Origin of the sequence: Microvirga calopogonii (assembly GCF_003347665.1) — a bacterium.
GTDB classification, from domain to species: Bacteria; Pseudomonadota; Alphaproteobacteria; order Rhizobiales; family Beijerinckiaceae; genus Microvirga; species Microvirga calopogonii.
In genome coordinates this window covers 9837-26979 of record NZ_QDGA01000064.1, presented here as the reverse complement: position 1 = coordinate 26979, position 17143 = coordinate 9837, and the positions used below count along the sequence as shown (strand labels likewise).

The 17143-nt window shown below is 59.1% G+C and carries 17 protein-coding genes and 1 pseudogene; 10 read left to right on the top strand and 8 right to left on the bottom strand.

The features are described from left to right. A partial coding sequence (locus DDF70_RS37620) for a transposase (protein WP_205772488.1) occupies positions 1–477 on the top strand: 477 nt, incomplete at its 5' end. 44 nt (positions 478–521) lie between these two features. On the opposite strand, the gene DDF70_RS26615 is transcribed toward DDF70_RS37620, so the two are convergent. Further along, positions 522–2234: a tetratricopeptide repeat protein gene (locus DDF70_RS26615; protein ID WP_425374115.1), complete on the bottom strand. Its 1713-nt coding sequence runs from the start codon at positions 2232–2234 to the stop codon at positions 522–524. Between the two features lie 524 nt (positions 2235–2758). Between DDF70_RS26615 and DDF70_RS26610 the strand changes: the two genes are divergently transcribed. Next, complete coding sequence (locus DDF70_RS26610; RefSeq protein WP_114947766.1) at positions 2759–5362, top strand: DUF2235 domain-containing protein; 2604 nt, start codon at positions 2759–2761, stop codon at positions 5360–5362. Positions 5363–6001: 639 nt separating this feature from the next. Further along, positions 6002–6334, top strand: a complete 333-nt coding sequence (locus DDF70_RS36980) for a hypothetical protein (protein WP_162820687.1) — start codon at positions 6002–6004, stop codon at positions 6332–6334. Positions 6335–6444: 110 nt separating this feature from the next. Here the strand turns inward: DDF70_RS36980 and DDF70_RS26605 are convergent. After that, positions 6445–6668 (bottom strand): annotated as a pseudogene (locus DDF70_RS26605) (putative PEP-binding protein); the annotation flags it as partial. A 205-nt stretch (positions 6669–6873) separates the two neighbouring features. On the opposite strand from DDF70_RS26605, the gene DDF70_RS26600 reads away from it, so the two are divergent. From DDF70_RS26600 to DDF70_RS26585, 4 genes are all read left to right on the top strand, one after another. Beyond that, on the top strand, positions 6874–8286 hold the full coding sequence (locus DDF70_RS26600) for an amidohydrolase (RefSeq protein ID WP_114947764.1): 1413 nt from the start codon (positions 6874–6876) through the stop codon (positions 8284–8286). A 701-nt stretch (positions 8287–8987) separates the two neighbouring features. Further along, positions 8988–9656: IS6 family transposase (locus DDF70_RS26595; RefSeq protein WP_162820688.1), on the top strand; the 669-nt coding region annotated here is incomplete at its 5' end. 86 nt (positions 9657–9742) lie between these two features. Further along, positions 9743–10021, top strand: a complete 279-nt coding sequence (locus DDF70_RS26590; RefSeq protein WP_114947762.1) for a hypothetical protein — start codon at positions 9743–9745, stop codon at positions 10019–10021. Between the two features lie 248 nt (positions 10022–10269). Then, positions 10270–10419 carry a DUF1127 domain-containing protein gene (locus DDF70_RS26585; protein WP_114947761.1) on the top strand — a complete coding sequence of 50 codons (150 nt, stop codon included), beginning with the start codon at positions 10270–10272 and terminating at the stop codon, positions 10417–10419. Positions 10420–10636: 217 nt separating this feature from the next. Here the strand turns inward: DDF70_RS26585 and DDF70_RS26580 are convergent, their stop codons facing one another. After that, positions 10637–11239: a hypothetical protein gene (locus DDF70_RS26580; protein ID WP_162820686.1), complete on the bottom strand. Its 603-nt coding sequence runs from the start codon at positions 11237–11239 to the stop codon at positions 10637–10639. 723 nt (positions 11240–11962) lie between these two features. Between DDF70_RS26580 and DDF70_RS26570 the strand changes: the two genes are divergently transcribed. Then, the gene (locus tag DDF70_RS26570) at positions 11963–12223 is read left to right on the top strand and encodes an SWIB/MDM2 domain-containing protein (RefSeq protein WP_114947758.1); all 261 of its coding nucleotides are present in this window, start codon (positions 11963–11965) and stop codon (positions 12221–12223) included. Positions 12224–13508: 1285 nt separating this feature from the next. Here DDF70_RS26570 and DDF70_RS26565 read toward each other — a convergent pair. Next, complete coding sequence (locus tag DDF70_RS26565; protein ID WP_114947757.1) at positions 13509–14219, bottom strand: IS6 family transposase; 711 nt, start codon at positions 14217–14219, stop codon at positions 13509–13511. A 307-nt stretch (positions 14220–14526) separates the two neighbouring features. Between DDF70_RS26565 and DDF70_RS36975 the strand changes: the two genes are divergently transcribed. Together DDF70_RS36975 and DDF70_RS26560 are read left to right on the top strand one after the other, a co-directional pair. After that, positions 14527–14940, top strand: coding sequence for a hypothetical protein (locus tag DDF70_RS36975; RefSeq protein ID WP_162820685.1), 414 nt, complete (start codon positions 14527–14529; stop codon positions 14938–14940). Between the two features lie 13 nt (positions 14941–14953). Further along, positions 14954–15289 carry a DUF6894 family protein gene (locus DDF70_RS26560; RefSeq protein WP_114947756.1) on the top strand — a complete coding sequence of 112 codons (336 nt, stop codon included), beginning with the start codon at positions 14954–14956 and terminating at the stop codon, positions 15287–15289. Positions 15290–15362: 73 nt separating this feature from the next. Here DDF70_RS26560 and DDF70_RS26555 read toward each other — a convergent pair whose 3' ends face one another. From DDF70_RS26555 to DDF70_RS26540, 4 genes are all read right to left on the bottom strand, one after another. Continuing rightward, positions 15363–15668 carry a hypothetical protein gene (locus DDF70_RS26555; protein ID WP_245435659.1) on the bottom strand — a complete coding sequence of 102 codons (306 nt, stop codon included), beginning with the start codon at positions 15666–15668 and terminating at the stop codon, positions 15363–15365. A gap of 231 nt (positions 15669–15899) precedes the next feature. Then, complete coding sequence (locus DDF70_RS26550; protein WP_114947755.1) at positions 15900–16151, bottom strand: ParB N-terminal domain-containing protein; 252 nt, start codon at positions 16149–16151, stop codon at positions 15900–15902. A gap of 302 nt (positions 16152–16453) precedes the next feature. After that, positions 16454–16642, bottom strand: coding sequence for a DUF6894 family protein (locus DDF70_RS26545; protein ID WP_162820684.1), 189 nt, complete (start codon positions 16640–16642; stop codon positions 16454–16456). 112 nt (positions 16643–16754) lie between these two features. Further along, positions 16755–17006 carry an SMc00767 family acetate metabolism repressor gene (locus DDF70_RS26540; RefSeq protein WP_114947753.1) on the bottom strand — a complete coding sequence of 84 codons (252 nt, stop codon included), beginning with the start codon at positions 17004–17006 and terminating at the stop codon, positions 16755–16757. Positions 17007–17143 lie beyond the last annotated feature (137 nt).

The window sequence follows — 17143 nt, the reverse complement described above, 5'->3', positions numbered from 1 at the left end:
ACGCGCGCCGCCTGGGAGATGTGGCAAGCGGGATTGACGCTGCCGTTTCCCTTGCCAGAGGAGTTGCCACCGCTGCGGCTGCTCTTGGTGTGGGACAATCTCACCGGCCATAAGACGCCGGACCTGGTGTTGTGGCTGTGTGCGCATGGCATCATGCCGCTCTACACGCCCGTGGGTGGCAGTTGGCTTAACATGGCGGAATCGATCCAGCGCGTGCTCAAGCGCCGCGCGCTTGCCGGACAGCATCCCCACACCCCTGCGGAGATCGGGAGTTGGTTCGAGCAGACGGCGCGAAGCTGGAATGCCCGGCCCACGCCGTTTGTCTGGAACGGCAAGCGCCGGCAGCGACGACGGCGCGCGTCCCAGGACTCGCTCCATCGGCTCGGCGGCTCCGGAGCTTGTACGCGCCAGCCACTCCCTCAGCACAGAGCAAACGAGCCAGCAAAATGCCAGATCCTACAGCAGACGACCCACTAGGTGAAGCTGGTGAGCCTGATCCATAATGGCGAGGTGGCAAGCGGTCATTCTGGAACGCCCGCCTTGCTAAGCCCTTCAACAAAGACATCGACATGAGCGAAGCGGCTCATTTCCCTTCGCGTCTGGCTGACGCTATACGGTGTGCTTGTGAGATTGTTTCGCCGGCGCAAGTACATCTGCGCTTCGTCGAGCAAGCCGAGATGACCGCAGCAACTGATCAGCGCACCGTATTGACCCAAAAAGTCAGGATGAGACTGAACTGTTTTCCTGAAGTAGATTAAGGCCTCTGAAAACCTCCGTGCCGACATGAGCGCAAGTGCATGGAAGACCGTGTAGATTCCCGCGAATGTATCCAAAGGGCTCATGCGAAGCGCGTGTCCTGTCTCCGAGATTGCATCATCGAACCGCCCGGCTCGAACGAGCGCAAATCCACACATGGCGCGTCCCAGAGCCCAATTTGGGTGTGCATCCAGCGCGGTTTGGATCTGCTCCAAGGCTTGGTCATGATGGCCTGATCGGCTCAGTGTTAGACCTAGCGTCATTCGAGCCCACGGCTCGTCGGGATCGAGAGCGAGAGCATGGCCTGCGACTTCTGCGGCGCCCTCATAGACGGCAGAAACGGCGCTTGCATCGGGTGTCCACTGGTTGAGGGCTTCCCACCACTTCGCCCATGAGAGAACCGCATGAGCTCTGGCATAGGTAGGCTCGCTTTCGATAGCACGATTGAGCAAAAGCTGAGCCTGCTGGTTCTCACTGCGATCAGCTTTGTTGATCAAGGTCAGAGCTCTAATCACAAGACCCCAAACAGCAATGCTCTCGGGGGGCTGCAAAGTGGCCCTGAAGCTCTCCTCCGCATAAAGGTGCGGCTCGATGGTGGCGACGACGCTCTCGGTGATCTCGTCCTGAACGGCGAAGATGTCATTGAGGGGCCGGTCGTACCGCTCGGCCCAGATGTGATGGCCGGTTTCGGCGTCAATGAGCTGACCCGTGATCCGGATGCGTTGACCAGACGCTCTCACACACCCTTCCACCACATACCGAACACCAAGGTCACGGGCGACCTGACGAACATCAACGGCTTTCCCCTTGTATGTAAAGGTGGAGTTGCGTGCAATCACAAACAGCCACTTCAGTCGAGCAAGCGCGGTGATGATATCTTCTGTGATGCCATCGGCGAAGAACTCGGCATCAGGGCTGGGGCTCATGTTGACGAATGGTAGGACCGCGATGGATGGCTTATCTGGCAGAGGGAGTGTTCTCACAGGCGACAACGCCTTGGCTTCCGTTCTGGCGGAGCTGCTTTCATCAAACCTCATCGCAAAAACCTGGATCGGCTCGTCTATATTCTTGACCTGCTGCGAGCCAAGATCCGTAAAGGGTAGCGGCAGGGCCTTCCTGACCTGCCGATGGGCATCTCCTGAAATGCACAGGCCTCCCGGGTCAGCCAGTCCCTCCAGCCGGGCCGCAACATTGACCCCGTCGCCCAGGAGGTCACTCCCTCGGATGACCACGTCACCCACGTGGATACCGATCCGAAATCGCAGGGCCTTCTCGGGCGGGGCTCCCTCGTTCAGGTGTCCGAGAGCCTTCTGGACCTCCATTGCACATTGGACGGCATCGACGGCGGAGGGGAACTCCGCCAGAACACTATCGCCTGCCGTATTGGCGATCCGCCCACCATGTTCAGCGATTAACCGATCCATGATTTCTCGGTGAGAAACGAGCTTTCGGAGCGTCCCGGTCTCATCGTGCTCCATCAGGCGCGAATAGCCTGCCACGTCAGCCGCGAAGATGGCGACCAGCCGCCGCTCGACCTTCTGCTCTAGCCGATCCATGATGGCCTCGGTGCAGTTCCGGAGACGAGTGTGTTACTCGGAGAATGCGTTGTCTAGCCTGCCAACACGATATGCTATACCTCAAGGACAAGCTTCGCCGCATACATTAGTTGTCGTGGGTAGATCGGGGCTGATTGCGGATCGGGATATAATCGCGAACGGTAAAATACCCCGCTTGTCCTGGTACCTACCTGCTGCTTGGTGATCTTTGCTACTGAATGCCGACAGAATGTAAGGTCTGCTCACGAAGCCAATCCCGAAATCGGGATAAGGTCAGCCCCGTGCCAGGACGAGACATTCGCAATTCCAGGACCCTCGACAGCTCAACGGTATGATTGACGCTGCCAGGGCGATCTGGAAGTCTTTCCTTGCGATGGCACGGCTATGATTAGCCATTCCTGAACCGCCGTCGTGCATCGCCTCGGGAAGCTGCGCTGAGAGTGCCCATGGATAGGCGTGATCAGATTAGGAAGATCGTCATCTTCGCAGATGGCACGGGCAACGCCTTCACAAACCAGGAATCGAACATCTGGCGGCTCTACACCGCTCTCGACCTCAAGGGCCCAGACCAAGTCGCGGTGTACATCCAGGGAGTGGGGACGTCCGGCTTCCGCCCCTTCGCCATGTTCGACGCCGCGACCGGTATCGGGGTGCCCTCCAACGTTCGCAAGCTCTATCGCTTCCTGTGTTGGAACTGGCGGCCAGGCGTCGAGATCTACATGTTCGGTTTCAGCCGTGGGGCTTTCACGATCCGCACGCTGATCGGCATGATTGCGAGCCAGGGTTTGCTCCCAACCGAAATCAACGACGCCCCGGTCTCGCGTGCCGAGATGAGGCGCAATGCCAAGGCGGCCTGGCGAGCGTATCGTGCCGAGAAGGTGACCTGGCGCAACAGTTTCCCAACCATCCCGATTGCTCGCGCCATCCGCGACGCCGTCCTTATGATCTATCGTCTTCTTCTCCGACAGCGGAGCTATGCAGCCGTTCGCGCCGCCATGGACCCTTTTAGACAGGAAGTGCGCATCAAGTTCGCTGGCCTCTTCGATACGGTCGAAGCCTATGGGGTCCCGATCGAAGAGATGAGGACGGTGATCGACAAGGTCATCTGGCCGATATCATTCCGCAATCGTGTCCTCAGCGACAAGGTGGATTTCGCGCGGCACGCTCTCGCCCTTGATGACGAGCGCGCGACGTTCCATCCGTTGCGGTTCGACATGACGCATGAGGCCCCCTGGGCAGCCAACGTCCGCATCAAGGAGGTCTGGTTCGCCGGCGTTCACTCGGATATCGGTGGCGGATATCCTGAGGACGCGCTGTCGTTTGTGCCGCTGGCATGGATGATCGAAGAGATCGCCACGACTGCTACCGGATCGGAAGGCGGTTTACGTTTTCTGCCCGGCGCCCTCGACGGCTTCCGCAAACAGGCCTCGCCGCTCGCGCCGATGCATGACTCGCGTCAAGGCTTTGCCGTCCTCTACCGCTATGATCCAAGGCCGATCGCCTCAGGGGCGGAGAGTGGCGGCCCGCCAGTGATCCACCACTCGGTCGCTGAAAAAATGGTGTACGGCACCGAGAATTATGCACCCTTGACCCTCCCCAAGAGCGCATATGCCCTGATGCCGGATGGCACCCGGCACCAGATTTCGGGGTTCGACGCCGAAGATTATCAGATGCGATCCCCCTTGGCGCTCCAACGCCCGGCTGCCGGGATGCCGGCGATCGATGCTGTTCAACAACTGAACGAACCAAATGAAGCTTTCGTCGCCCTGACGCGCGACATGATCTGGTGGCGCAGGGTCGCATACTTTGCGCTGCTCGCCGCAACACTTGTCCTCATCGGTCTTCCGGTCACCGCATCGGTATCAAGCGATGCTCTGGACGCGGTTGTGCGCACCCTCGCATCGGCAGTTGGGCGTGAGGACCTTGCGGCATGGGCGCAGAGAAGGCTTGACGATGCTCGCGACGGTCTGAGTTCGAACCTGACCGATCTGTCCACGACGTTCGGCGGCCTTGTTCCGAGCTACGCAAAGGGCTGGGTTGGAGCTCTTGTGACCCAACCGGTGACATCACTTGCAATCGTTCTCGCGGTGCTCGGTCTCTATCGCTTGAACGGCAACCTGCGTGATCGCATCGCCGACAATGCACGTTGCGTCTGGTTCTTCGAAAAACGCCGTGACGGAAAGGCATCCCAGAAGTCCCCCGAGCGTAAGGCAGAAGAGCCGGGTTATCTCATCACCGTGGCGCGACACCTGAGGCAATCGCGCGCCGCCGCTTTCCTGTACACGATGGCGTCGCGCTACGTTTTGCCAGGAGCCTCGCTCGTCATCCTCGTGGGACTGGCCGCGGCCCTCGTGGGCCGGGCCGTGCTCAATTATCGGTCCGGCGCAGGCGGCGTGTGCAAGGAAACTGCAGCGAAGGACCTGCTGCGCCAACCCAAGGACGGGGTCGCGAATCTGGCGGAGGGCTTCCGCACCAGCAATCCGTGTTGGGGCACCGGTATCTACGTCGACAAAGGCCGCCTCTATACAGTCTGGGTCGAGATGTCCGAACCGTATCTCGACGGTCGCAAGGTCGTAGACATCATGGGCTTCCGCGATCCCTCCCCGATTTATCTTCTCGGGCTGCCGCTCCGTCGCTGGTGGACGGCCGACTGGTTCCAGCCCATTGCCCGGATTGGCAACCGGGGCAATGTGGAGTGGGCGCTGCAAGCCAGCGATGGCGCAACGGCCCCGGAACTGGCCGACGACGCCGAAGTCTTACAGGAGGGTACGTTCCCAATCTGCGGAGGAACATCCGTTTTGGATGGCGCGAAAGTCCAGGAGATTCAAGCCCGCAAGGGCATAAGAAAGAGCTTTGTGTCTCAATTCCAAGCGACTGCGAGCGGTGAGCTCTTTCTCTACCTGAATGACGCCATGACGGCGGTGCCATTTGGGCCACTCGTCACGTGCTTTTATCGAAATAACGGCGGAGCCGCTAAGGTCACAGTCGAGTTAATGCCTCGCCCCCAGCCGCCGTCGCCACAGTTATATGATTTCTCGCAAAATCGCTAACTGAGCGCCGGATTGGCTGCAGGTCGAACGTGCAATGGGTGGCAGGATGGCGCTTGTTGAGCATCACAGTCATTCTGTCGGGCGCTGCTTCCGGCCTTGGCACACGATAATATGGGTTCGAGAATCGATGTGCAGCTGACCGAGCTTACCGGGAGCCCTCGGCTAGAAGGGTTGCCCTCAGCCTGCCAGTGCTAAAGGGCTGCTTCCGGTCAGTATTTTACATTCCGGTAGCTCAACGAAAATCGGCTATGACTGCCGAAGCGGACCAATCGCTAACGTCTCAGGAGTGCCAGGAGCTGCCATTAGCGGAACCCACAACGAATGGCTTATTCCGACCCTTCACGGATATTCGAAAGTTCCGGGTCTGGTGGATCCACCGACCATAGGCTTTTAGCAGCGATCGCTTCTTGCCGAACTGTGAGGCACTCCCCTTGTTCGGCGCTACGCCTGGAAGCGAGCGATGTTCTGACGTCATTACAGCGACAGCTAATCTAGGGGGCGTTCGCATTCCTGACGGTGATGATCGACCCTTTGTGAAAGATCTCACAGATTAGTCTTTGCAAAGTCGGCCAAAGTGACCGTTCGCCGTCGGAGAACATCCTCGGCGGAAGCGAGCAGGCCTTCTGGAAAGGACATCTCATGAGTGGCTACAATCTACTTTACGAATCGAGCACCAACGAAATGCCGCCCAGCGGCGGAGCGCCGGCAATTGCTGTGGGGGAACCCAATCCGGGAGCACCCATACCGGTGGAACCGAACGGCGGTCCTGGCGGTGACGTGGGTCCGTTGTACGGCGGGAATCCGTTGTCACACCTGTTGGAGGATCTCTCGTCCTGGTTCCCTCACGGCAATGACCATGGCGGCGGCTATCCTCCCTTTTATGCAGCGCCTCCCGCTTCGGGAGATGGACCCTACATCATCCCCGGTTATGGCGAAGCCTCTCCCGGCCACGGCGACGGTCTGGACTGGTGAGACAGTTCGGAGCGTCGCTGGGGGAACGCTGCGACGCTCCAAGTTGGTCCACAAACCCTCAACAAGGGGCGAGCCGAGTGGCCTATATTATGGGTTGCTGCAAAAAGGCTTTAGCTTCGGTCCTCGATCGCGGCCGCAAGCAGTGCGATCGGTACGCGGTAGGGCGAGCAGGACACGTAGTCGCGCTCGACCGACTGGCAGAAATGGATCGACGCCGGATCGCCACCGTGCTCGCCGCAGATTCCGAGCTTGATGCCCTTGTGCGTTGCCTTGCCGCAATCGGCCTCGCGCTTCACCAGCTCGCCCACCCTTCCTGATCGATCGTGACGAATGGATACGCCGGCGGCAGAAAGACGACCGTGGTGATCCGGGTGGAGTGTATGAGAACGAGGTGACTCATCAGGATCCGAGGTTGCCTTTCTATCAGAACAGCAGGCTCACGAGAACTCCCATAACGGCATCGTAACCGTCCGAGTCCGCATCTTGCCAAGCCGCTCCGAGAACCTAGGGTCAAGGAGTGTAACCAACCCCGGGGAGGAATGATGCTTCATATCGGTGACAACAGAATGGTCCGGCAGTTCCGGGCTGAAGAGGTCTTCCCAGAGACCTCGCGCCGCGGATTCCTGAAAGGGCTGGCCTGCGCTTGCTGCGCCCTTCCAGTCTTCAAAACACTCCCGGCCGGAGCTGCTGCGAATGCACAGGCTGCCGCGGCTCGACCGATCCATGCAAAACTTGATGAGGCCGCGAAGGTTGTCGAAGCCAAAATGATCGCCTGGCGTCGAGACATCCACCAGAACCCGGAACTTGGTAACCAGGAAACCCGGACGGCCGCTTTGGTCGTAAAGCACCTCAAGGATCTCGGATACGAGGTTAAGGAAGGTGTGGCCAAAACCGGCGTTGTCGCGGTCCTGAAAGGCGAGGGCGGACCCGGCCCGGTCGTAGCCCTAAGAGCCGATATGGACGCCCTCCCAGTCAGTGAAGAGGTTGACCTGCCGTTTGCTTCGAAAGCCCGCACGAAGTGGGAGGGGCAGGATGTAGGCGTCATGCATGCCTGTGGTCATGATTGCCATGTGGCCATCCTGATGGCGGCTGCCGAGGTCCTTGCGCAGCATAAAGCTGAGCTTAAAGGGACGGTCAAACTGCTGTTCCAGCCGGCCGAGGAGAAACTGCCCAACGGCGAAATCGGTGGCGCAAGACTGATGGTCGATGAAGGCGCTATGGAGAACCCAAAGCCGGATGCCGTCTTTGGCCTCCACGTGACCAGTGCGGTGAGCGTCGGATCGATCGGATATCGGGCTGGTGCCGTGAATGCGAGCTCGGATGGCTTCCGGCTGATCGTCAATGGCAAGCAGACCCATGGAGCCATGCCCTGGAACGGCGTTGACCCGGTCGTCGTCGGATCGCAAATCGTCTCTGCCCTCCAGACGCTCGTAAGTCGCGAAACCGACCTCACGAAGCAGGCTGTGGTCCTCAGCGTCAGTACCTTCCATGCTGGCGTCCGGTACAACATCATTCCGGACAAGGCAGAGATGTCCGGTACCCTCAGAACCTATGATGAGAACACCCGCCAACGAATCCAGCGGCGAGTGAAGGAGGTCGCGGAAGGCGTCGCATCCAGCATGAACGCGTCCGCGGAGGTGATCTGGGAAGCCAACGGATATCCCCCCATCATGGCAGATCCGGATCTGGTCGCGAAGATGGCGCCCAGCCTGGTGCGGGTTGCCGGAGACAAAGCTCAGGAAGCAGAACGCAGCTCGGCAGGCGAAGACTTCTCCTACTTCGCGCAAAAGGCCCCGGGAATGTTCTTCTTCGTCGGCATCACCCCTGAAGGAGTGGAGAACGCCGCTCCAAACCACTCCCCCAGGTTCAAGGTCGACGAAGCCGGCCTGATCACCGGCCTTCGAGCCATGCTCCACATCGTAGCCGACTACACAGGCACTGGAGCTGCCTAGACGACGGATCACATCAGTAACAAAAGGGCGGCGAGCAATCGTCGCCCTCGTCACTTTTAACGGAGGACGATCGGGTCCAGAGTTGTAATCTGAGCCTATCATTGAGCATGTTGGCGTGAGCCTCCGAGGCTTTGGAATCTCCCGTTGACTGCCAATGAAAGAAGGATTCGGGGTGTCCCCTGCTCTCCTCCACTCCGGATAACGCAATGATCTTCTTGGCTTTGATACGTGGCTAAACACAGATGGTTTGTTGGTCGGCTAGTCTCAACCTATTTCAAATTGAGGCAACGTTTGTGAGCCGGAATCTCGGGCTAACTGCCTAAAGCCAATGCGAATCTCAGGATATGTGCCAAACTGTCGTCTCAGAGCTCAAGCTAAGTTACGGAAATCATTAGATCCCCTGTCTCACCCCGAAATGTCCAGTGACACTGATCAAACATCACAGACGATCAGCGCTATCCTATCGCCAAAAGGTCGGAACCATTGTGACATTTTAACTTTGCGGCTACATCGAAGAGGTGTTGCAAAATTTTGACAAGAAGTCGGTGGCTGCGGGACCTCGCCACACGCGATCGATGTTTCCGCCGTATTCCGCGTTCTTGTGGTTGGATCAGCGGCTGACGCGCCAGATCCGACCGGCACCGTTGCATTAACCTCGGCCGTATAGCGAGGAGCGGTTCATCAAGGATCCGCTCCCGTGNGTTGAGATCATCCTGCTGTGCGTGCGCTGGTACTGCAAGTACGGGATCAGCTACTGCGATCTGGCCGAGATGATGTCCGAGCGCGGTGTCAGCGTTAATCCAAGCACGATCTTTCGTTGGGTCCAACGCTATGCTCCGGAGATCGAGAAGCGGGTGGGCCCCTACCAGGGACATCGTTCAGGCTCATGGCGAGTGGACGAGACCTACGTCCGCGTAGGGGGCAAGTGGAAGTACCTGTTTCGTGCGGTCGACAAGCACGGTCGGTTGATTGCCTCCATGCTGTCCGGCCGGCGTGATACCGGAGCGGCGTATCGCTTCCTGCGCAAAGCCCTGCGAGCGGTGAGTGACTATCCTCCTTCATCCATCACGACCGACAAACTGGCGTCGTATCCCAAGGCGATCCTGCGCCTGCAGAACGAAGGGCTTCTGCCGAACGATGTGGTACACCGCACCTCGAAATACTTGAACAACATCCTTGAAGCGGATCATGGCGCGCTCAAGCGCGTGATCCGTCCGACACGCGGCTTCCAGAGCATGAAAACCGCCGCCGCAACTCTGACTGGCTTCGAAGTCATGCGCATGATCCGCCGCGGTCATTACAACAAGCGGGGATGTCGAGCGACAAGCGAAATTCGTCTGATCAATCAGCTCTTCGGTCTTGCGGCCTGAGCGGCCCGTTAAACTGGGTCCGTTATGCCGTTTTCAAGTTACTGCAACGGTGCCAGTGGCGCTGGTGCAGAATCCAGGAGGCGCGCATGGGCGAGTGGAAGACGGTCTATGAGGACGAAGTTGAGGAGCGCTCGGTCACCCTCAAAGTCTACGGGAGTGAAGATGACGAGGAGGATGACGGCCCAGTAGTCCGCGTGACAGTCGCACCCATTGGCGCCGGGCCAAAGCCCGCTGCCGGACCAGATGCGGACGACAACTCCATCACCTTGGACCCTGATGCCGTTGAAGATCTCGAAGAGGAGTTGCTTGAGATCGGCTTCAGCCCCGAGGCGGCCAGATGGATCGTCAGTAAGGTTCCAGAGTGAGCTGCTCGGCAACCGTAAACGAGGGGTAAAGGCGTCCTATCCGTTCCATGCTCATTGCGCATGGTAGGGGCGACCACTTTTGGGTTTGTCGCAGCCCGAGCGCGCTGTAGATGACCCCTCCTCCGCCACGGCCTCCCGATGGTGGATATCCTCCCTGAACTCAGCCGCCGCTCTTTGGGTGGTCATTTTCCTCGCTGCCCGTGCGTGGCGCCTTCGCGCGTGGGCTGGCTCATCGTTGAGGTTGCGTCATGTTTTTGTCAGTTGTTCTTTCAGGCCTCCGCCGCTGGCTGCGTGCGCGTGAAACGGCCCGACAGTTGATGGCCCTGTCTGACCGTGAGTTGTCCGACATCGGCGTCGCCAGACACGACATCGCTCACGTGGCACGGCAAGGCGACTGAGCCCTGAACCGAGTGCCGCGGCGACTGATGAATTGGGTGAGGGTCAAGGATGGCAGTGCATCCGTGCCTGTCCTTGACCCTCGGGCCAAGTGGCCACAGGGCTCATCTAAAGTGGCTCGATGACGGCCTCATGACGCTGCTGCGACTGATCCTTGGGAGCAATCGGGTGAGGAGAAGTGAACAGCCTTCCTCGCACGATCAGGGCACATGGCATCCTCTAGGACCTCGACTCCTCAGAGATGGCGGAGTGCATACCTTGGAGCCATCCAGCGATGTCGGATGAATAGTGCGCCACCTCCATGACGAGCAGCGCAAGGTCTTCATCCGACGAGACCCGGGCACCCTTCACTCCTGAGAGGATCTTCATGACCTCTTTATCGCGCATGGGCTCCGGAGGATCTGCGGCCCAGCCGATGCTGGCCTTGTTGATAGCTAGCTTGAAGCGCTCCCCACGCAGGAAGCGGGCATCAACAATCCACCCGTTCCCGCTCGGGCTCAGGTCGACGACGGTGAGCGATGGAGCTCTAACGCCGACCTCGGGCATAGGGTGTCTATCGGACACCTCCAGCACTTCCCGCAGCCCTTCAATGAACTGTTCGATGCTCATCGCGGACCGGGCCAGCGTCTCCATCCCGTAGATGACCTGGTTGAGGCTGGTGAACGGATAGTCCGGTTCACCGACTCTGTCGGTGCTCCATTGGAAGATAGACGACAGCCTCTCGGCGAGCTCACTGTCATTGGGTGCCACGCTGACGCTCTTGCCGTTTCTGCCGGTTGCCACCGTCACCGTCATGCCATCCGGGAACATGATCCGGAGCATGAGGAGATCGCCCTCGATGTGCTTGGTTGTGAGCGCCACTGGATGCCTCCTTTCGCCTCATATCCCGACAGTGACGGTTTAACAGTCAATCGGAGCCCTGGACAACACGGGTTCATCTGGGGGTTCGGTAGCTTGCCCACACCGTTGCAAGCCGCGGCCGATCCATCTTTTAGCGTGTCATCTGGTAGCAGTGAGCAAAAATCGATTGCCTTCCGGCTGGTGAGCCCTAGGTGAAAAGACCCGAAGACGACACCAATTGCGCTACAAAGTATTGGCGATATGACGAATCCAGCCATGCAAGGGAAAGACGAGACTGAGGATACTAGTCAGGCCAGCACGCCTCAACTTGATAGGCCTGAAAAGTTGGCTCAAGCGGCAGCCACTGCGGCCCAGGCGAAGCAATGGCGGGCACGCAAGAAGGGCCTGCAGCAGCAAGATGAGCCCTCGGCGGTGCGCAACCTCAGTCATGATGCGCAAGCGAGGGCTCGCGCTGAAGAAGCGATGCGTCTGATGATGGCGAAACCACACAGCAAACGCCGGAGCCGATGACGATCAGTTTTGCATCACTCATCATGGTCAGCCCCATAACTATTCCAAAGCATGCATCGATTGCGCTCGTCCTCTCAGATGCTTGAATTGAGAGTCTGATAGGCTCTCGCTCATCATGGTCGCGCCACGTCGCCCGTCGAGTATGGCGGACCAGCACAACAAAGGAGTATCGAAATGACAGATAAGAAGCCAAATCCGGCGCTGATGAAGCCGTTGCAACCCTCGAATGAACTCGCGGCGGTGGTCGGGTCCTCGCCATTGCCCCGCACGGAAGTGGTGAGCAAAGTGTGGGATTACATCAAGTCCAACAATTTGCAGAACCCCGAAAACAAGCGGGAAATCCTTGCGGATGAGAAACTTCAGGCTGTATTCGGCGGCAAGAGCAAGGTCAGCATGTTCGAGATGAACAAGCACTTCGCTCAGCATCTCTCCTGAGCTTTTATTGTTCGGACCACTTGGAGTGGCTGTGAACGAATTGTTAAGCTTGGCCGTTCCAACATGCCCCTAACGGGCACGTTGCCTATCAGCTCGCACAATCTCCATAGCTCCCAATGCTTGGAGCTGGCCCTGGTTGAGAGCCCTTACCCTCTCAGCCGACTCGCCTTTGTTGACACTGCCACTGTCGCGACAGGTGGGTCAGCCAACGAGCACGTTGGAGTTTGCCAAAGCGGGTTTGGCAAGGCAGAACGTCCGACTTAGAGATGAAAACTGTGCCATCGGGTCCGTTCCCCTGTTGTGATCCCACGAGCAGCATGCGTCAGCGGCTCGCCCAACTAAAGTCGGAATGATTGGCCATCTGCTTTTCGCTAAAAGCGCTGCACTGGCCTTGGACCACCGGCACAAAAAAGCCGGGCTCGAGGCCCGGCCAAAGTAGAGGTCCGACAAAAGTCAGAACCTTCCAGAGGGAACGGCTGAGACGGCAGCGCCGGGAGGAAGTAGGCGGTGCCGCGTTGAATTCAGCCACTGCTGATATCGACGGCATCACGCTTCTTTGCAATGCAGCATGCCTCATGAAGGGGCTGCACTAAGAACATGGCTTGGCCATCTGGTGCGGATGCGGATCCTGTCAGGAGCACCCCTGCCCCATCAAAGCCCCGGCTTCTGCTCACCTTATCGAGACGCTGGATGGAGGCGTCGCTTCCAACGCTCAGATCGCGGAAGTTGCACAGCTTCGGCCAGTCGCTTGGTCCGCCTGCGCTGGATCGCTGCCGCTGAAAGCGGCATTGAAGCCTCAAGGATCACTGGCGCTGGCACCCGCTCCGGTTGTGATGCTGACTCAGGCTGCATCACACGTTCAACGGCTCTGGGCTTCCTCTTCCGAGGCTTCCGCTCCTTCTTTGAGCGTTCACCCAGCGCGGGGGGGACCTCATCGATGGGCGCTGTACCCGCTGCAGCATCAGCCATGTCGGTCTGCGCCGCAGCGTCAGCAGCCATCGGGACAGTCAAGTGTGGCCCTGCTGGGGCCTCCGATGAGGCTGCGGGCCAATCGAGTTCCATCTGCTCCTGATTGTCTTTGTGTAAAGAACGCCGGCGGCCGACAGGCTCAACAGGCTCTGGGCTGTTCCAAACAGGCTCGACGATGCTCGGCAGAATGCGCGGAGCGGGAGCTGCTTCGGTCGGCGCTTGAGACTCTTCCTTTTGGACGATCTCGCTTGGGTACTGTCAACTTAACGCCTGATCGGCCCAGCTGCCGCAAGTGCAGCCCTCAAGTCAGCCCAGATCAGCCTACGAGGGCAGTACCAGTCGCATCGCGCCAGGAATCGAAAGCGCGGTCGCGAGCAACGCGGTACTCACTGGCAGACAGATAATGACGGCAGAGTTGGAAGTGATTGTGGATCGGAGTGTGAGCAGAGAGAAATTGCTGGGCCTGCCGGGCTGATTTGAACTGCCTCATGTGGCGTTCCCGCCGTCGGGTGGGCTGGTGTGAGACCTCGCAGCGATTGTTGAGATACCGACTCTGCCGATGTTCCACGCCCGGCAGGATCTCGCGCTTGGCGGCACCATAGGATCCGAGTTTATCGGTCACGAGTACCCGTGGCACGGAGCACAAGCCCTGCAGCAGCTTGCGGAAGAAGCGCTTGGCCGCCTTTGTGTTGCGGCGACTCTGAACCAGCACGTCGAGCACGTTGCCGTGCTGATCAACCGCTCGCCAGAGATAGTGCAGTTTGCCCCTGATGCGAACGAACACCTCGTCCAGAAACCATTTGTCGCCGGGTTGCGGTCGGCGCCGCTTCAGGGACTTGGCATAAGCCCGCCCGAAGCGTAGGCCCCATTCACGGATGGTCTCGTAGCTGACCTCGATGCCCCGAGCGGCCAGGATCAATTCGACTTCCCGCAGGCTCAGGCTGAAGCAGTGATACAACCAGACCGCCTGGTTGATAATTTCGGCCGGGAAACGAAAGCCACGGTACGGATTGGGGGTCGTGCTCATGCCCGAGACCCTGCCACAGACCCGATCTCTGGCCAACCTGATAGTACCCCTACCGACCACAGCTGCCGCTCCACCGCCGTCAATAGGCTGTTGGCTGTCGCCGGCCCCAAAACCGAGGCCCCGTTCATCGGGAGAGTTCATAACGATATACCAATGAAGGTTGAGTAGCGTTGCAGTCCAAGTGCCGCTAGCAGCTTTGGGCGAAATGGTCGCTGGGGCAGGTCTGCCGCGGAATGCTCCTTTTGTCGTGTGGAACCGAAAGCAACCGCTAAGGCTTAACGACAATGGTTCATTGCGCCGGGGGCACATGGCAGAGGATGAAGTTGAGGCTGTTGCGGCCGAGCTTGCAAGAGCAGGCGGCCTGTCATGGCATGCGGGGAATGAGCAGGGTCCCCTGAAACTCGTCATGAACCGGTACCGCGACCGAGCCCGTCTCGCCATTGCCGCCCTCGAACGCGTTCGGGCGGCCAAGCAAAACGGCGCTCCTGCACCAGATGCCGGTGAGCCGCTCGATACAGGCGCAATCGTCATCTCTGAAGACTCTTTGTCCGATCGTCTCGCCGCTGGCCGTCTCGTCCTGTACCGACCTCCGGGAGACCGGAGAACCTACCCGTGCCGGATTGAGAGCGTGGAAGGAAGCCGCGCTTACCTCGTTCCCACACTCCCGACCTGTACCGGCTGGGTGGAACTCGACACTGTCTCATACCCAACAATCCAGTAAGACGGGCCAGAACGTGGCAACCATCATCAAAGGCAAGCCGATGTCGACTGAGGGTCTTGGCGCCAGCATCCCGTCAGCGGGTTCCTGGCACGAGGCCTCGCCGGCTCAGTCAGTTCCAGCCCGCTACTACTTCAACCTCACGGATGGCGATGACCGGATTCCTGATGAAGAAGGCATCGTGGCGTCCAGCATCCAGGCGGCAGTGGTCTCCGCCTTGGAAGCCGTCGAAGAGCTTCGTGCCCAGATGCCCACAAGTTCCGACGAGTGGCGGGGATGGCGCCTGGAGATCGTGGATGGCTTTGGGCGAGCCGTCCAGGTGATCCCGCTGGACACACTCTCCGCTCATTGATCAATCTGGGACGAGCCGCTGTAGTAACTACGCCCAGATATGGAACATCAATGAGCCCCTGCCCTTTGGGCTCTCACTGGCCATAAGTTCTCCTGAACTCTGCCGTGAGGGTGCGCTCGAGTTCCCGTGTCAGGGGTGCAGGGTTGGCGCGGTTCCAGGCGCGCTGATGCCGCTGAATGAAGCGCTTCCGGCTGCGCTTGACCTCGCTTGGAAGGTGAGCCGCCAGAGGCACGAAGCTGCGACGCAGTTGAAGCTCCGTTCTCTTCCTGGACGGGAGAGCAGCCTCCGCGGCTTGCGCAGCGGCGATGTCGTCCGGCGTTGGGTCTGGATGGCGCAAGCGCGCGTCCTCCTCGATCTGGAGGAAGGCCCTCTGCTGCACCGCCTAGTGATCGTTCAAGCCGGGAGCATGTTTGAGCAGGTAGGCCTCGCATGCCTCGTCCCAGTCTTCCTGCCTGTGCCTCATCAACGGAGCCTGCGTGCCCGGACTGTTCGTCATGGAGTGATAGCCTTTCCGACGTTTGTTTTACCAGGAGGAGGAGGCAAATTGCGGCGGGATTGGACAGTTCTCCACTTCCAATGGGCATGCGGGATCAACTCGCATCGCCGCGGCTCAGTGCCGACGAGCCTGCACAAAGTAGGCTGGAACGGTGGTCTCTCCGAGAGCCTTGCACGCCTCCAGCCGATGCAAACCCTCGATCAAAACAAACCGCTGCCCGTCAGGACGCACGAGAATGGGAGCTTCCTGCCCCTTTTCCATCATGCTCTCGGCCAAAGCCTCAACCTTCTTCAGGTCCAGGGTTTGTCGGCGCTTCACAGGCACATAGACATCGTCAATCGCGAGGGTCTGCTTCTTCATTACCATCCCAACTGCTCCTGCACGGTGTCACGTCAGCTGAAGCTTATCTCCAGCAGGCTGGCTTGCCTAGGAACACGTTGCGCCAGCACAAGCATGAGCCAATCCCCCGAGGCCGGGACGATGATACTGGGTGTTGATCGTCAGATGTGTTGATGTTCCTGATTGCCTTCGAGAAAGCCGGGCTAACCGTTCCCGGATTCGGTTAGACAGGCGCGGACGTCTACAGATTACGCGCTCCAGGGATGATACGTCTGAGGCGATGGGTCATGCCAGTCGATCGTCATCGATGCGGTCACGGTGCAGACCCGCTAGTTCTGCTCGTCTCTCACCTCTATGACAACATGGCTAGTATCACTCTTTGCCAGCCAGTCTGTTCCAATCTCGGCGGCCGAGCGTGCCGCTCCCTGTACCGCAGCGTCGAGGCTGTTATACCCAGAGCCCTCGTCATCCCGCGCGATTTTCCTCTCGTTCATGACATCGAAGTAATAGCGGGCCACGGTACTCTCCTCCGGATCGGCCCACATTGCTTTACCTTCTGGGCGAACCTGTTGGATCTCTTCGGAGGCGCGGCAGGAACGTCGCCTGCCGCTGACCCGCTCTTCAATCGACCTAACTCTGTTTTCCACTTTGCTTGACGATCACTGGCACGATCATATCGCCCCAATAACCCGCTTCAGAATGACAGCGTTTGACCCTCTGCAGTTCGATGGATAGGCCATGGTTGACGCAGTTCATCACCGCTTCGTTCACGCGATGGAGTTCATTGGCAAGGATCCGGATGGCGCCCTCTTGATCAGGAGACATTGAGTTGGCAGCGTCTTCGAACCGGCTTTTGAGGTGTGGCTTTTCAGAGATCGTCATGTGCTTCACTCCTGTTAAAGTAAATGGCAGACTGCAGCATCTCTTCTACCGAATGACCTGCAGCCTCTGTGGTTAGAGTGCGGCAAACCGCAGGCTCGAGTTGCAATCGACGGGCGGCGGTACAGATCGCAGCTCGG